This is a genomic window from Hymenobacter sediminicola (assembly GCF_014250515.1).
GTDB classification, from domain to species: Bacteria; Bacteroidota; Bacteroidia; order Cytophagales; family Hymenobacteraceae; genus Hymenobacter; species Hymenobacter sediminicola.
In genome coordinates this window covers 3549991-3564257 of sequence record NZ_CP060202.1, presented here as the reverse complement: position 1 = coordinate 3564257, position 14267 = coordinate 3549991, and the positions used below count along the sequence as shown (strand labels likewise).

Annotated in this window: 10 protein-coding genes; 4 read left to right on the top strand and 6 right to left on the bottom strand. The window is 58.7% G+C overall.

Going from position 1 to position 14267, the window contains the following annotated elements; translation table 11 throughout:
• Positions 1 to 6: 6 nt before the first annotated feature.
• From H4317_RS15260 to H4317_RS15245, 4 genes are all read right to left on the bottom strand, one after another.
• A complete protein-coding gene (locus H4317_RS15260) occupies positions 7 to 1005 on the bottom strand; it encodes an XdhC family protein (protein WP_185887433.1) in 999 nt (332 codons plus the stop codon).
• 97 nt (positions 1006 to 1102) lie between these two features.
• Positions 1103 to 1597 carry a hypothetical protein gene (locus tag H4317_RS15255; RefSeq protein WP_185887432.1) on the bottom strand — a complete coding sequence of 165 codons (495 nt, stop codon included), beginning with the start codon at positions 1595 to 1597 and terminating at the stop codon, positions 1103 to 1105.
• Complete coding sequence (locus tag H4317_RS15250; RefSeq protein WP_185887431.1) at positions 1546 to 3870, bottom strand: xanthine dehydrogenase molybdopterin binding subunit; 2325 nt, start codon at positions 3868 to 3870, stop codon at positions 1546 to 1548. The genes H4317_RS15255 and H4317_RS15250 overlap by 52 nt, the downstream gene beginning before the upstream one ends.
• A gap of 80 nt (positions 3871 to 3950) precedes the next feature.
• Positions 3951 to 5450: an FAD binding domain-containing protein gene (locus H4317_RS15245; protein ID WP_185887430.1), complete on the bottom strand. Its 1500-nt coding sequence runs from the start codon at positions 5448 to 5450 to the stop codon at positions 3951 to 3953.
• Between the two features lie 155 nt (positions 5451 to 5605).
• Here H4317_RS15245 and H4317_RS15240 point away from each other — a divergent pair, with 155 nt between their 5' ends.
• Positions 5606 to 6361, top strand: coding sequence for a TerC family protein (locus H4317_RS15240; protein WP_185887429.1), 756 nt, complete (start codon positions 5606 to 5608; stop codon positions 6359 to 6361).
• A 66-nt stretch (positions 6362 to 6427) separates the two neighbouring features.
• Here the strand turns inward: H4317_RS15240 and H4317_RS15235 are convergent, their stop codons facing one another.
• On the bottom strand, positions 6428 to 7345 hold the full coding sequence (locus tag H4317_RS15235) for a hypothetical protein (protein ID WP_185887428.1): 918 nt from the start codon (positions 7343 to 7345) through the stop codon (positions 6428 to 6430).
• Between the two features lie 244 nt (positions 7346 to 7589).
• On the opposite strand from H4317_RS15235, the gene H4317_RS15230 reads away from it, so the two are divergent.
• Positions 7590 to 8648, top strand: a complete 1059-nt coding sequence (locus H4317_RS15230) for an MJ1255/VC2487 family glycosyltransferase (protein ID WP_185887427.1) — start codon at positions 7590 to 7592, stop codon at positions 8646 to 8648.
• A gap of 61 nt (positions 8649 to 8709) precedes the next feature.
• On the opposite strand, the gene H4317_RS15225 is transcribed toward H4317_RS15230, so the two are convergent.
• Positions 8710 to 10131, bottom strand: a complete 1422-nt coding sequence (locus H4317_RS15225; RefSeq protein ID WP_185887426.1) for an FAD-binding oxidoreductase — start codon at positions 10129 to 10131, stop codon at positions 8710 to 8712.
• Between the two features lie 111 nt (positions 10132 to 10242).
• Between H4317_RS15225 and H4317_RS15220 the strand changes: the two genes are divergently transcribed.
• Together H4317_RS15220 and H4317_RS15215 are read left to right on the top strand one after the other, a co-directional pair.
• On the top strand, positions 10243 to 10845 hold the full coding sequence (locus tag H4317_RS15220) for a C40 family peptidase (protein ID WP_185887425.1): 603 nt from the start codon (positions 10243 to 10245) through the stop codon (positions 10843 to 10845).
• 146 nt (positions 10846 to 10991) lie between these two features.
• Positions 10992 to 14246 (top strand): TonB-dependent receptor, encoded by a 3255-nt coding sequence (locus tag H4317_RS15215; protein WP_185887424.1) that lies wholly within the window; start codon positions 10992 to 10994, stop codon positions 14244 to 14246.
• Positions 14247 to 14267 lie beyond the last annotated feature (21 nt).

Genomic DNA, 14267 nt, shown 5'->3' with positions numbered 1-14267 from the left:
AGTGCCTTATTCTGATTCGGGCGTATTCCGTACCCGAATTATTTCGGCCGCTATGCTGATGGCAATTTCCTCCGGGGTGCGGCTATGAATCGGTAGGCCGATGGGGGCATGTATCCGGCTCAGAGCTGCTTCGTCGGTGCCGGCAGCGCGCAACTCCTGCAGCAGATGGGTTATCTTATTGGAGCTGCCCAGCACCCCCAGATACCGCACTTGATGATGCAGCAGCTGGCGTAGCGCCACAGCATCGGTTCGGTATCCTACCGTCATAATAACCACGTACTGGTGCGGTCCTTCCAGGACTTCCGGGGCCAGTTTGTCGTACGGAACAGTGCGTTTGTGGTGGGCGTAGGGGTTGAGCAGATGGGTATGCAGCGCTGGACGGTCGTCGAGCACGGTAATATCAAAATCCAGTGTGCTCAATGTCCTTGACAGTGCTAGGCTCACGTGCCCGCCTCCCACTATGGTGAGTTGGTCGCGAAAGCCGAGCTTTTCCTCGTACTGCCAGTTCTCGCCCGGCTGGAACCGGATGAGCGGAGCCGTGACATCGGTATCAGCTACCACGCGGGGGCCACCGTCGGCGGCTACTACCCAGCGGAAACCGCCCGACTGACGCAGGGCGCGCTTGCAGGCCTCCAGGCTGGCCAGGTATTCGGAGCGCAATGGCAACAGTAGAATCTCCTGCTCGCCGGAACAGATCATGCCCGACCGGTCGGAGCGGGCGTGGGCGCGGTGCACCTGCCGCCGGATTTCGGGGGTGTAGTCACCTTCACGCAGTCGGGCCCGTACCAGCTCTACCAGCTTATGCTCCATGATGCCGCCCCCGATAGAGCCAGCCAGCCCAGTGGCCGTCACGCTCATCTTGGACCCCTGCCGACCGGGGCTGGAACCTTCGCTACGCACTACGCAGAGCAGGGCCGTCGGAATACCAGCGCGTAGGCTGGCCGCGGCGTGCTTCCACACCAGCATGTCGCGGGGGCGCGAGGGAGTAGCGGATAGGTCGTCCACGACGAAGGCTGGCGGGAAAGTATTAGCGTACTCCAATATACTAAGGAAAGCGGGAAAACGGCTCAGCTAACCGCTCTAAATTCAACAGATGAAACTCCTATTTCAGCCAAGTGGCACTAAGAGCATAATACACCGCCATCAATCCTGAAAACAAGGCGCTGGCCAGAAAACGTCGCCGTGGCGGAACGTGGTTTTGGATGAGGTAGTTGGCGGCGAAGGAAACCGGCACATTCAGCAGGAAGGAGCGCAAGGCTACGAGCAACAGGCCAGTTGAAATCTGGTCGGCGTGGCCCGAAAACAGCTTGATAAACAGCATATGCCGCGCAATCCAAAGCGGATTGAAGTATAGCAGCGACAGGGCTGCCCGCCCCAGGCGCCGCGTTAGTCCCGGGGCAGGCGGTACTTGCCGGTCTATCCAACTGAAATACGTCGGCACTTCCAGCGAGTACAGTAAGCCCCCGACCAGCGCCATGCCTAGCAGGCGGCCTACAGAAAATTGATGCAGTAAAAGCGCTGCGGCCGTGTCGCCGGCCGCATAAATCAGGAGGCCGCGGAAGTGGTTGCGGGGATGGAAGTGGAAACGGAGGGCCAAGCAGCAGCGGAACGGGCAGAAACGGGAGGATACAGGTTGAGCAGCACCTTTTCGGGAGTGAAAGGCGCCGAGAAGGTGGGCTGATGGCCGGAGCGGAAGGCCCTCACCGCGTCGCGGATGGCGAAATAGGCTCCGATGCCATACATCAACGGCGGCTCGCCCACGGCCTTGGAGCGGAAAATAGCCCGTGGGTGGCCCGGCGTATCCAGAAAATGCACGTCCAGCACCTTGGGCGCGGCGTACAGGTCCGGGATTTTGTAGGAGTTGAGCGAGTTGCTGAGCAGGCGGCCTTCCTCGTTGTAAATCAACTCTTCCATCGTCATCCAGCCGATGCCCTGCACCGCGCCGCCCTCAATCTGGCCCCGGTCTACGGCCGGGTTCATGCTCTGCCCGAAGTCGTGGGCAATATGCACGGCGTCCAGCTCGTAGGTGCCGCGCAGGCAGTCTACCGTGACAACGGTGAGGGCTGTGCCATACACGTGGTAAGCAAAGGGGTAGCCTTGCTCGATGGTGGCATCGAAATGGATGTCGGGCGTGGCGTAGTGGGCGTTTTCAGTTAGGCTCACGCGCCGCCAATACGCCGACGATACCAGCTTCTCCCAGGTAGTTTCGGCGGGTACGCCGGCGGCTAGCACCTGCTCGTCCCGAATTTCGAGGCCTTCGTAGTTGAGCGTATACTCGGTGCTGGCGTGGCGCAACAGCCGCTCGCGCAGCGCCTGGCAGGCCATTTCGGTGGCTTTGCCGTTGAGGTCGGCGGTGGCGCTGGCGGCGCTGGGTGAGGTGTTGGCTACGCGGGTGGTGTTGGTGCTTTCCACCTTCACCCGGTCGATGGAGATACCTAGCGTTTGGGCTGCTACTTGCGCAATTTTGGTGTTCACGCCCTGGCCCATTTCCACCGCGCCGGTGCTCACGCCCACCGTGCCATCGGTGTAGATGTGCACCAACGCACGCGACTGGTTCATGGGCGTTTTGGTGAAGCTGATGCCGAAGCAGATGGGCATCACCGACAGGCCCTTTTTCAGGCGCTCATTCTGTTGGTTGAACTCGGCTACTTCCTCTCGCAGGCGCGGTAGGTTGTAGAGGTCAGCGGCGGTGTCCCAGGCTTGCTCGGCGTGGCACATTTCGGCGGGCTGGCGGTAGGGCAGCAGGTCGTTTTCGCGCAACAGGTTGCGCCGCTGAATCTCGCTGGCCGGCACGCCCAACTCCTCGGCCGCCTTTGCAATGGCCGACTCTATTACGAACATGCCCTGCGGCCCCCCAAATCCCCGGAAAGCCGTGTTAGGCGGTAGATTGGTGCGGCAGCTGTAGGCAGTGGCCGTCACGTTGGGAATGAAATATGAGTTGGTGCAATGGAACAGCGTACGCTCCAGCACGGCCGGCGACAGGTCGGCGGCGGCCCCGGCATTCTGGTAGAACGTGACTTCGTAAGCCACGATTTTCAGATCAGTATCCAGCCCGATCCGGAAGTCAGAGGAGTAGGGGTGGCGCTTGCCGGTCATGCGCATATCGGCCATGCGGTCCAGCACCAGCTTCACGGGGCGGCGCGTCAGGAAAGCCCCCAGCGCGGCCAGCACACCCCAGGGCGTAGCTTGGTCTTCCTTGCCTCCGAAACCACCGCCCAGCCGCGTCACGTCTACTTCTACTTGGTGCATCCCGATGCCCAGCACGTGCGCCGTGTGGCGCTGCACCGCCGTTGGACCCTGCGTAGACGACACGATGCGTACCCCACCCATTTCGGTAGGAAAGGCGTAGGCGCCCTGCGTTTCAATATAGAGATGCTCCTGTCCGCCACTTTCGGCCACGCCCTCAAACACGTGCGTGCAGTCGGCCCAGGCCGTGCGCGAGTCGCCGAGGCGGAAGGTGCGGGGCGGTACAATCAACTCGTTGTGGGCCGCTGCCACCCGCGGGTCGGTGATGATGGGCAGGGGCTCAATGTCAGCTTTGATAAGGTGTAGGGCGGCCTGGGCCTGCCGCTCGGTGTGGGCCAGTACCAGCGCTATTGGCTGCCCCCGGAAATGCACGGTGCCCTCCGCCAGCACCGGCTCATCGGGCACGATGCCGCCAATCTGGTTTTCGCCCGGCACGTCGTGGGCCGTGAGGATGCGGACCACGCCGGGTGCCGCCCGGGCCGCTGCCAGATCCAGTCCTCGGAGCCGCCCGTGCGCTACTGCCGCCTCAAACACGGCCGCGTAGAGCGTGCCCTGCTGCACCGGAATATCATCGAGGTAGGAAGATTCGCCGCGCACGTGGCGCACCGGGTCAAGGTGGTTCATGGATGTAGCAGGAGAAGGCAGACGTTGGGAAATCCCGGGTACCGGGACGCAGACGAAAAGAGCCTGAGAAATGGATAAGATTAGTTAACCGCTAGCAACTCTCGCATAGCAAGTCGCTCGGGGAAAAACTGCAGGAAGTGCGCAAACAGCAGCTGGCGTAGCAGCAGGCGCTTATACTCCGCAGAGCCGCGGGCATCACTGATAGGATGAATTTCCTGCTGCGCTATATGGTTGGCAGCCTGCAGCGTTTCTATACTGACTTCGCGTCCTTCCAGAAACGCCGCCGTGCGGTGGAGACGCAGCGGTACCGGCCCCACGCCGCCCGCCGAAATACGTGCCGACTGAATAATGCCGTCCTTGGCCCGTAGCCAGGCCGCCGAATTCACGCTGGCAATATCGAGGTGGGTGCGCTTCGATACTTTCTCAAAATGGAAGAACTCACCCGGCCGGGGCGCCCGGAAGCGGATGGACGTTACTTGCTCCTCCAGCTCTTTGGCCAACTGCTTATATCCCAGATACAGCTCGTGCAAAGGCAACGTGCGGGTGTCGCTGGTGGGGGCCGCCAGTGTAACTTCCGCGTCCAGCGCCAGGAAAAAGATGGTCAGGTCGCCGATAGGAGAGGCATTGATGAAGTTGCCGGCCACCGTGCCCATGTTGCGAATCGGTGTGCTCGATACCAGCTTCAGATACTCGGGCAGCTGCGGAAACAGCTCGTTCATCATCTTGGAAGCCCGCAGCTGCTCGGCAGTGGTGGCTGCTCCCAGCGTCACGTACCCTTCGGCATCAACCGGCGAAATGCCGCGAAGCTCCGCCAAGTCGAACACGAGGCGTACCGGTATTTCGCGGAGCTGCTCGAGGCGCTGCACCAGCAAATCGGTGCCACCGCCCAGCACCTGCCGGGCCGCCGACGCAAAGCCATTGGGACCATTCACGAACGAGCCGTTGGTAAGGCCGCCCATACCGCTGGCATGCATGGCGGGCTCGTGTAGCTCCGCCTGGAGCGCAGCCAGCCGGCCAGCCATTTCTGTGAAATACGCTGGAACAAACTGCTGCTCAGCTAGCCAGTTCAGGGCCTCAGTGGCGGGGCGCTCCTGCAGCTGGCCAGTGAGGGCAGCCGTAGCGCGCTCTAGGCTTTTGTAGCCGGTGCAGCGGCAAATATTGCCATCAATAGCGGCGAGGCCGGTTTCTGGAGTGGCAGGCGTGCTGCTGAGGCTATGCCCGGTGAGCGACATAACGAATCCAACGGTGCAAAAGCCGCACTGCGAGCCACCCTCCTGCACAATGGCCTGCTGCACCGGCGTGAGTTGGCCACTGGCCGCGTTAATGCCTTCTACCGTTACGATGTGCTTGCCGTGGGCATTGCCGAGCGGGGTCAGGCAGGAGGTCATGCTCTGGTACTGCACGGTCTGGCCGTCGGCACTCAGCTCGCCCACCAGCACGGTGCAGGCCCCACAGTCGCCCTCGCGGCAGCCGATTTTGGTGCCTTTTAGATGCTGCTGGTAGCGGATAAAATCGAGCAGCGCGCTGCCCGCCGGCTCAGCCGTGCTGATGCGGTGGTCGTTGAGGTAAAAGTGAAGCATTGTGGGAGTATTTTCCGGAGCAGGAAAGGCAAGTTACGGAGTTTCGGGGGAAGCAAAACGTGGCCAGACCGCATCTTTCCGAAGCTGCATCCACCACATAGCCCAACAAGACTTGTTTCACCGTACTCCCGAATCCGCGTACTTTCGCGCTTCGCATGAACATTCATCTGCAGCAAATCCTCGACAACCCTTTGGCCGCGCTGGCCATCGTGGGCAATCTGGTCATCATTGAAAGCTTGCTTTCCGTGGACAATGCGGCCGTGCTGGCTACTATGGTCAGCGACCTGCCCAAGCACCAGCAGCACAAGGCCCTACGCTACGGCATCATCGGGGCCTACGTATTTCGAGGGCTGTGTATTTTGTTTGCCTCGTTTCTGATTGAATTCTGGTTCCTTAAGCCGCTGGGTGGCCTGTACCTGCTGTATCTGGTGTACGCACAATTCAAGGCCAAACGCAGCACCGAGGAAGAAGAGGTCAGCAAGCATCAAAGCTGGCTCTACCGCAGTACGCTGGGCCTGTTGGGGCCGTTCTGGGCTACCGTGGCCCTGATTGAACTGATGGATCTGGCCTTTTCCATCGACAACGTATTTGCCGTCGTGGCCTTCACCGACAACCTGATACTGATTTGTACCGGCGTATTCATCGGTATTCTGGCTATGCGGCTGGTGGCGCAGGCGTTTGTGCTGCTGATGGCTAAATATCCGTTTCTGGAAACCGCTGCTTTCGTCGTTATCGGGCTGCTGGGTCTGAAGCTGCTACTATCGTTGGTGGAACACTATTTCCCACAGCATCCGGTCAGCCACTTTCTCGGCAGCGAAACCGCCGATATCGGCCTGACGCTACTTACAGTTGCCATATTTGCTGTGCCGTTGCTGGCTGCCTGGCTGAAGGGCAGCCGGGCGAGGAGCTAAGCCAGACGACAGAAAGCTTCCCTAGCCCTCATACTAAGCCGAACAAGGAGCCGCTTGCCAAGCTGGCTATCGGCGGGTGGAAGGTACCCGAAACTGCAGCCCGACACTGGGCACTATGGTGAGGCCACTAAGCTTGCCGCTGGCATTGTTGAGCAGCTGGTAGGTACCGTAGTTCTGGTAGTAGATGCTCAGCGAGGGAACAAAATACACGTAGCGGTAGCCGATTTTGGCGTTGGCAAAAGCCCCAAACGACCCGTAATTCACCTTCTGCAACGGCAGATACGGAATCTGGGTGTTGCCCTGGAACACCCGTGTCGGTTCGAAACCGTACCGCATGAAAGAGCGCGAATACACAACCCCATAGGAAACGGCCCCAATTTCCTCCTCCGGCCCAAACGAGTGGCTGAACACCAACGGAATAATCAGGTCTTTGCGAGTAGCGCGGAAGCCGAGCACATCGGCCACATCATCCAGGAAAGGCACGCTGGGCAGCTTGGCACGCTGCGTGGCAAACTGTAGCCCGATGCTGCCATACATAGCTCCCGATTGCCCACCGGGCTGCTCCGGCGTGCCGGTAGGCCCCATAAACTGGAACATGGCATCGAAAACGTGCGAGCCAAACGCATATTTATAGCCCACGTCAATCCGCTCAACCACGCCGTAGCGGATGTACAGGTCGGGGGTAGCGCGTACCGGGTCGAGGACGTAGGCCAGCGCCGCTAGCTGCAGCTTTTCGATGGAGCCCGAATAGCCCACCGTATCCTTGCTGGCCGCCTCAGAAGCCGCTGATACCAGCGCAGAGCCCGTTTTGCTGATAGTTTCGGTAGCTACGTTGAACGACAGGTTGCCGCCGCCCCGGAACTCACCGCGCGGCGTGACTTTGCCTGTGCTAGTAATGGCACGTGGGGCTGAGCAGGCCGCGGCAAGCAGCGAAGTGGCAACAGCAAGCCCGAGAGCGGGGCGGAAGAAAGTAGAGCGGTTCATACGCAGCAGGCAGACGCAAAGAGAAAAAGCAGGCGAAATTGGCGCATACGCCAAAATCAGGCCGAAAGTAGATACTTTTCTTGCAGCCCCAGTGGCAATCCACACTGTCTACCACAGGAGCAAGGCCTATTTCCACTGCTGGCAGCAGGCTGCCGATACGTTGTGCATCGTGCAGACGCATGGTTGTGAGGTTGGCTAAGGCTGCGTTTTCAGAAAGCCGATTTTTAGGTTTTACTTCGCCTTGATGAACATACTATATGGAGTGCCCGGCGAGGGGATGGGCCATGCTACCCGTAGCAAAGTCGTGATTCAGCACCTGCTGGAGCAGGGACATGAGGTGTGCGTCGTGAGTAGCGCCCGCGCCTTTCAGCTGTTAAGCCGCACGTTTCCCGGCCGGGTGCACGAAATCCGTGGCTACCATCTGGCCTACAAAAAACTCAGCGTCAGCCGGTCTCGTACGGCCGTACTCACCCTGCGCACAGCGCCAGAAAACCTGCTCGTCAACTTCCGCAAGTACCGGGAGTTGCTGTGTGGCGTGGAATTCGACGTGGTGATTTCCGATTTCGAGTCGTTCAGCTACTTGTTTGCCAAATGGAAGCGCCTGCCCGTCATCAGCATCGACAATATGCAGATCATCAGCCGCGCCCGGCTGGACGTAGCGGTGCCGCCGACGGAGCGTGACAACTTAGCGCTGGCCCGGGCTATTGTGCGCGCCAAGCTGCCGCGCAGCCAGCACTATTTTGTGAGCACCTTTTTTCCGCTGCCGGTCATCAAGCCGAATACCACGCTGGTGCCGCCTATCATCCGGCCCGAAATTCTGGCTGCCCGGCCCACCACCGGCCAGCACGTGCTGATGTACCAGTCGGCCACCAACCAGAAAGACCTGGTGCCGCTGCTGCAAACCATGCCCGAGCAGGAATTCCGGGTGTATGGCTTCAACAAGGAGGAAAGCCACGGCAACGTGCAGTTGAAAGCCTTCAGCGAGCAGGGCTTTATCGAAGATCTGGCTTCGGCCCGGGCCGTCGTCACGAATGGCGGCTTCTCGCTGATTAGTGAGGCGGTATACCTGCACAAGCCCATCTGCGCCGTCCCCATTCCGGCCCAGTTTGAGCAGTTCCTCAACGCCGCCGAAGTGGAGAAGCTCGGCTACGGCCGCCACTTCGACACGCTCACCGCCGACCACCTCAAAGCCTTCCTCTACGATGTCGGCAGTTTCGCTCAAGCCCTAAGCCACTACCAGCAGAACGGCAACACGGAGCTTTTCCGGCACTTAGATATGACGTTGAAAGAGCTGCCTGCTTGAATGAAAAAGGCCCGCCGGAATGATTCCAGCGGGCCTTTTTAGTGAATAAGTTGTCGTAGGACTAGAAAATCTTACCCGGATTCAGAATGCCATTTGGGTCAAATACCCGCTTGATGCCGCGCATCAGCTCCAGATTCGTGTCGGGCAGAGCAATGCCGATGTAGCCTTTCTGCACCAGCCCGATGCCATGCTCGCCGGAAATGGTACCGCCTAGTTTCACGCACAGCTCAAATATTTCAGTGATGGGCTGGCGCAGGCCTACGTTCCACATGTCGTCGTCCAGGTCGCCCCGGATGATATTGACGTGCAGGTTGCCGTCGCCGGCGTGGCCGTAGCACACACTCTTGAAACCGTAGCGTGCCCCGATTTCCTTCACCCCTTTGAGTAGCGTCGGCAGTTCGGCCCGCGGTACCACGGTGTCTTCTTCCTTATACACCGAGTTGTAGCGTACTGAGTTGCCGATGTTGCGCCGGATTTTCCAGAGCTCATCTTTTTGGGTGGCGTTGTCCGCCAGCAGAATTTCGCCCACGTCGTAGTGCTCTAGCACGCCGTACACCTGCTCGGCTTCCTTATAGAGTTCGTCCAAGTCCTGGCCATCTAGCTCAATCAGCAGGTGGGCGCGGATGTCTTCAGGCAGCGTAAGCGGAATCTTGAGGTAGTCGGAGGACCAGGCAATGGCTTCGCGCTCCATAAACTCCATGCCCGACGGAATAATACCCGCCCGAAATACCGCCGATACCGCCTCAGCAGCTTGGTCCTCCTGCCGGAAAGGCACCAGCATCAGAATGTTCTGCTTGGGGTAGGGGAGGAGCCGGAACACCACTTTCGTAATGATGCCTAGCGTACCTTCCGAGCCCACCATGAGCTGCGTGAGGTTGTAGCCGGTGGAGTTTTTGAGGGTGTTGGCGGCCGTCCAGATAATGTCGCCGGTGGGCAGTACTACCTGTAGATTTAGCACATAGTCGCGGGTGGTACCATATTTCACGGCTTTGGGGCCGCCGCTACTGTGCGCCAGGTTGCCACCCAGAAAGCAGCTCCCCTTGCTGGCCGGGTCGGGCGGATAAAACAACCCCACGGCCTGCACGGCCTGCTGAAACGCTTCGTTTACCACGCCCGGCTCCACGGTGGCCTGCAGGTTGCGCTCATCTATCTGAATGATCTTGTTGAGCCGCTCTGTGCTCAGCACCACGCCGCCGTGGGTAGGCAGCGCGCCACCACTCAGGCCCGTGCCGGCACCACGGGGCGTCACCGGAATACGGTGCTCGTGGCAGAGGCGCACAATCTGGCTGATTTCTTCAGCGTTAGCGGGCCGAAGCACCACATCGGGAGCAAAATGCAGGTCCTCGGTATGGTCGCGGCCGTAGTCGGCGTAGGTGTCGGCGGTAGCGGTGGCCTCAGCGCGCTGCGCCGTCAGCACATGTTCAGGTCCAACAATTGCTTCGAAGGCGACAACCAGCTCGGAAGTCAGGGAGTTGAAATTCATATATAGAGGCGCCAAATGGCTGTTTTGCCTATCTTTGACCCGATGCGGGAACATATGACGAAGGTACATCATTCAGCGCAGAGGCGTCTTTGGTGGCCACTGCTACTGTTGATGTTGCTGGGCTGGTTGGCCAGCTGCAGCGGCTCGAAGAAAGTCAACTACCGGAACGGCCGGTATCATTCGGCCCGCGACATGGCGCGCATAAAGGCCGAAGAGCGCCGCCGCCGGGGTGGTGCGCCTACTTCCAAATCTAAGTCTAAGGCAACCACTGCCTCAGGCAAAGCCAAAATCGTGACGAAGCGGCGTAGCACGCCTGCCAACGCCAGCCGCGAAATCGTGACGGTAATTGAAACTGCGCGTTCCTACCAAGGCACTCCTTATAAGTATGGCGGCACTTCCCGGTTGGGGATGGACTGCTCCGGGCTGCTCTACAATTCTTTCGCGGCCATTAATGTGGCAATTCCGCGCTCCAGCAACGAGCAAGCCTTATGGGGCGAACCGGTAAAATCGCAGGATTTGAAAGTCGGTGATTTAGTATTTTTCGGTGCTTCCCCTGGCAGTAACACTATTACACATGTTGGCCTCGTAACGGAGGCAACCCCTGAGGGTGTGCAGTTTATACATTCCTCCAGCTCCTCAGGAGTGGTGGAAAATAGCCTCGAAACTGATTATTATTTAAGTCGCTATATCAAGGCCGTACGGCCTAGATTGTAGAATTTCCCCCTTACCTTTGTCTTGGATTTAGGCCCTGTTGCAACATGCCAATCATAACGATTCGGTAATGTGTTGTGGTAAATTGGAATGTAATTTTGCGCCGCTTTTCACCAAGCTCCCCTCTTTTCTCACCAATACCCCCTTTTATGAAACACCTACGTTTACGCCACCTCCTTGTGCTGTTGCTGACGCTGCTGTCAGTGCATGCCGGTTGGAGCCAGGGCACCACTACGTCGGCCATGAACGGTGTCATCACCGACAAGGACGGCGCCGGCTTGCCGGGGGCTACGGTCATAGCGGTTCACACGCCTACCAACACCCAGTATGTGGCACCTACCAACTCGGAAGGCCGCTTCAACATCCAGAACATGCGCGTAGGTGGTCCCTATAGCGTACGTGTAACGTTTGTAGGCTACAAGGACGCCAGCCGCGAGGGTATTTTCCTGAGCCTGGGCCAGAACCTGCGCCTCGACCTGAACCTGAGTGACGCCACTACGGAGCTGGCTGGCGTTACGGTTTCGGGCCGCCGCGACCCGGTGCTGAACTCGGAGCGTAACGGTGCTGCCACCAACGTGCAGCGTGAGCAGATCGAGCGTCTGCCTACCATCAACCGGAGCTTCCAGGACTTTACCCGCCTCACACCTCAGGCCAACGGCAGCTCACTGGGCGGCCGTAACGCACGTTTCAACAACATCCAGATTGACGGTGCTTCCAACAACGACTTGTTCGGTCTTGGCAACACTGGTGCCCCCGGCGGACAGGCTAACACCAACCCAATTTCGCTGGACGCTATCCAGGAATTCCAGGTAGTACTTTCTCCCTACGACGTACGTCAGGGCCGTTTCAGCGGTGGTGGTATCAACGCCATTACCCGTTCCGGTACCAACGACTTCTCGGGTTCGGCTTTCGTATTTGGCCGCAACCAGAACACGGCTGGCAAAAGCCCAACGCCTAACTCGGCCGGTGAGCGTACCAAGCTCGACAAGTTCAACGACTACCAAGCTGGTGTTCGTCTCGGCGGTCCAATCATTAAGGACAAGCTGTTCTTCTTCGTAAACGGCGAAATTACCCGCCGCACGGCTCCGCTGTTGTTCCGCACTGGTTCGCAGGACCAAATCAGCAACAACCCGGGCTCTGACCTGCTGACTTTCGTAAGCACGGAACAACTGCAGCAGATTTCGGACGTACTGCGTGACCGTTACGGTTACAACGCCGGTGCTTTCGGTGAAATCAACGCCGAGCGCCGCAGCAACAAGGCCTTCGCGCGTCTCGACTGGAACATCAGCCAGAACCACCAGCTCACGCTGCGCCACAACTTCGTGGACGCTTCCGATGACAACATCACCCGCAGCCTGACCAACTTCCGCTTCGGCAACAACGGCTACCAGTTCTTGAGCAAAACCAACACCACTGTAGCTGAATTGAAAAGCCGTTTCGGCAACCGCTTCGCTAACAGCTTGCTGGTAGGCTACTCGCGCATCCGCGACAGCCGCTCGCTGGTGGGCGACCGGTTCCCGTCTATCGAAATTTCGGTGGGCAATGGCTCGGTATTCGCCGGTTCGGAACTCAGCTCGGTGGCTAACCGCCTCGACCAGGACATCCTGGAAATCAACGACAACTTCAATATTTTCGCTGGTAAGCACGTCATTACCATTGGTACGAACAACGAAATCTTCCGTTTCGACAACCTGTTCGTGCAGAGCACTGAAGGCCGTTACAACTTCCCGACGCTCCAGTCTTTCCTTGACCCCGTTACGAACGTGAATGCTACTGGCTACCGCTACCGCCAGAACTATGCGCTGCCCGGCGGTAAGCCTACGGCCAAGTTCGGTGCTGCTCAGTTTGGTGCCTTCATCCAGGACGAGTATAACGTAACCGACAACTTCCGTTTCACGACGGGTCTGCGTGTTGACTTGCCAGTGTACTTCGACAAGCCTTCTTACAACAAGCGGGTTGACTCCACTTTCGCGGTAGCTACTGCCAACGGTGGTGCTTACGACGTGAAAACCGACCGTCTGCCTAAGTCGCGCCTGCAGGTGTCGCCGCGTATCGGCTTCAACTGGGATGTGCGCAAAAACCAGACGTTCCAGCTGCGTGGTGGTGTGGGTGTATTCACCGGCCGTCCCGCTTACGTGTGGATTTCCAACCAGTACGGCAACACCGGTGTTGACTTTGCTTCGTTCGACTCCAACAACAGCACCGACAAGTCGGCGCTGGTCCTGAACAGCAATTACAGCACACTGCGCGACCAGATTGCCAGCACTCCAGCGGCCGCTGCTAAGGGCAGCATTGCTGTAACGGATAAAGACTTCCGCAACCCACAGCTGATCCGCACCAACTTCGCAGTCGATTATCGCTTGCCCGCTGGCATCGTTGCTACGCTGGAAGGTATCTACTCCAAGTCGCTGAATGACGTACTGCCGGTTGATATCAACCTGTCGAACCCAACGGGTGTGATTCAGGGTGATGGCCGTCCGGTGTACCCTACCGGTACCGCTCGCTACCGCAACAGCCGCGACTTCAACAACGTGATTCTGCTGACTAATACCAGCAAAGGCTACCAGTACAGCATCACGGGCGAACTGAAGAAGCAAGTAAACAGCGACCTGTTCGCAACGACTGCTTACACCTACGGTCAGTCGCGCGACCTATACTCCGGCTCTAGCTCAACGGCAGTTTCCATCTGGGAATTCAACCCGCACGTTGCTGGTCCGAACAGCCTGCCGCTGTCGTATTCCAACTTCGACCTGCGCCACCGCGTACTGGCTTCGTTGTCGTACCGCAAGGCGTATGCTCAGCATTTCGCTACTACGTTCTCTGCCTTCTACAATGGCCAGTCGGGCACGCCGTTCTCGTATAGCTACTACGGTGGCGACCTCAACAACGACGGTGGTCAGTTCACGACTAACTCGAACGACCTGATCTACATCCCCCGCACCCGCGACGAAATCGTGCTGGTGACGGACGGCCCAAATGACCGTCGCAACCTCGACCAGGTTTGGAACGAGCTGAACTCATTCATTGAGAACGACGAATACCTGAAAGAGCACCGTGGTGAATACGCAGCCCGTAACGGTGCCCGCACTCCTTGGCAGCACAAAGTAGACGTTCGTCTGCTTCAGGACATCTATACCACCATTGGTGGTAAAGAGCACACCATTCAGCTGTCGGTTGACGTAATCAACTTCGGTAACCTCCTGAACAAAGACTGGGGCCGCGACTACTTCGTATCAAACGGCAACTATGGTCTGCTGCGCTACCAGGGTCTGGAAAACGGCACTACGGGCCGTCCTACCTTCAGCTACGGCAACGGCACCTCTACCACCCCAACGGTTGGCTACCAGGTGGACCAGCTGTCCTCGCGCTGGCAGGCTCAGTTTGGCGTTCGTTACCTGTTTTAATCAGTCGTCAGTAGACTTCGC

What these genes read in the sequence shown, in the direction of transcription:
- H4317_RS15250 (WP_185887431.1), bottom strand. Translation starts at nt 3,870, where the DNA reads ATGAACCACCTTGACCCGGTGCGCCACGTGCGCGGCGAATCTTCCTAC.
- H4317_RS15245 (WP_185887430.1), bottom strand. Translation starts at nt 5,450, where the DNA reads ATGCTTCACTTTTACCTCAACGACCACCGCATCAGCACGGCTGAGCCG.
- H4317_RS15240 (WP_185887429.1), top strand. Translation starts at nt 5,606, where the DNA reads ATGAACATTCATCTGCAGCAAATCCTCGACAACCCTTTGGCCGCGCTG.
- H4317_RS15235 (WP_185887428.1), bottom strand. Translation starts at nt 7,345, where the DNA reads ATGAACCGCTCTACTTTCTTCCGCCCCGCTCTCGGGCTTGCTGTTGCC.
- H4317_RS15230 (WP_185887427.1), top strand. Translation starts at nt 7,590, where the DNA reads ATGAACATACTATATGGAGTGCCCGGCGAGGGGATGGGCCATGCTACC.
- H4317_RS15225 (WP_185887426.1), bottom strand. Translation starts at nt 10,131, where the DNA reads ATGAATTTCAACTCCCTGACTTCCGAGCTGGTTGTCGCCTTCGAAGCA.
- H4317_RS15220 (WP_185887425.1), top strand. Translation starts at nt 10,243, where the DNA reads ATGTTGCTGGGCTGGTTGGCCAGCTGCAGCGGCTCGAAGAAAGTCAAC.
- H4317_RS15215 (WP_185887424.1), top strand. Translation starts at nt 10,992, where the DNA reads ATGAAACACCTACGTTTACGCCACCTCCTTGTGCTGTTGCTGACGCTG.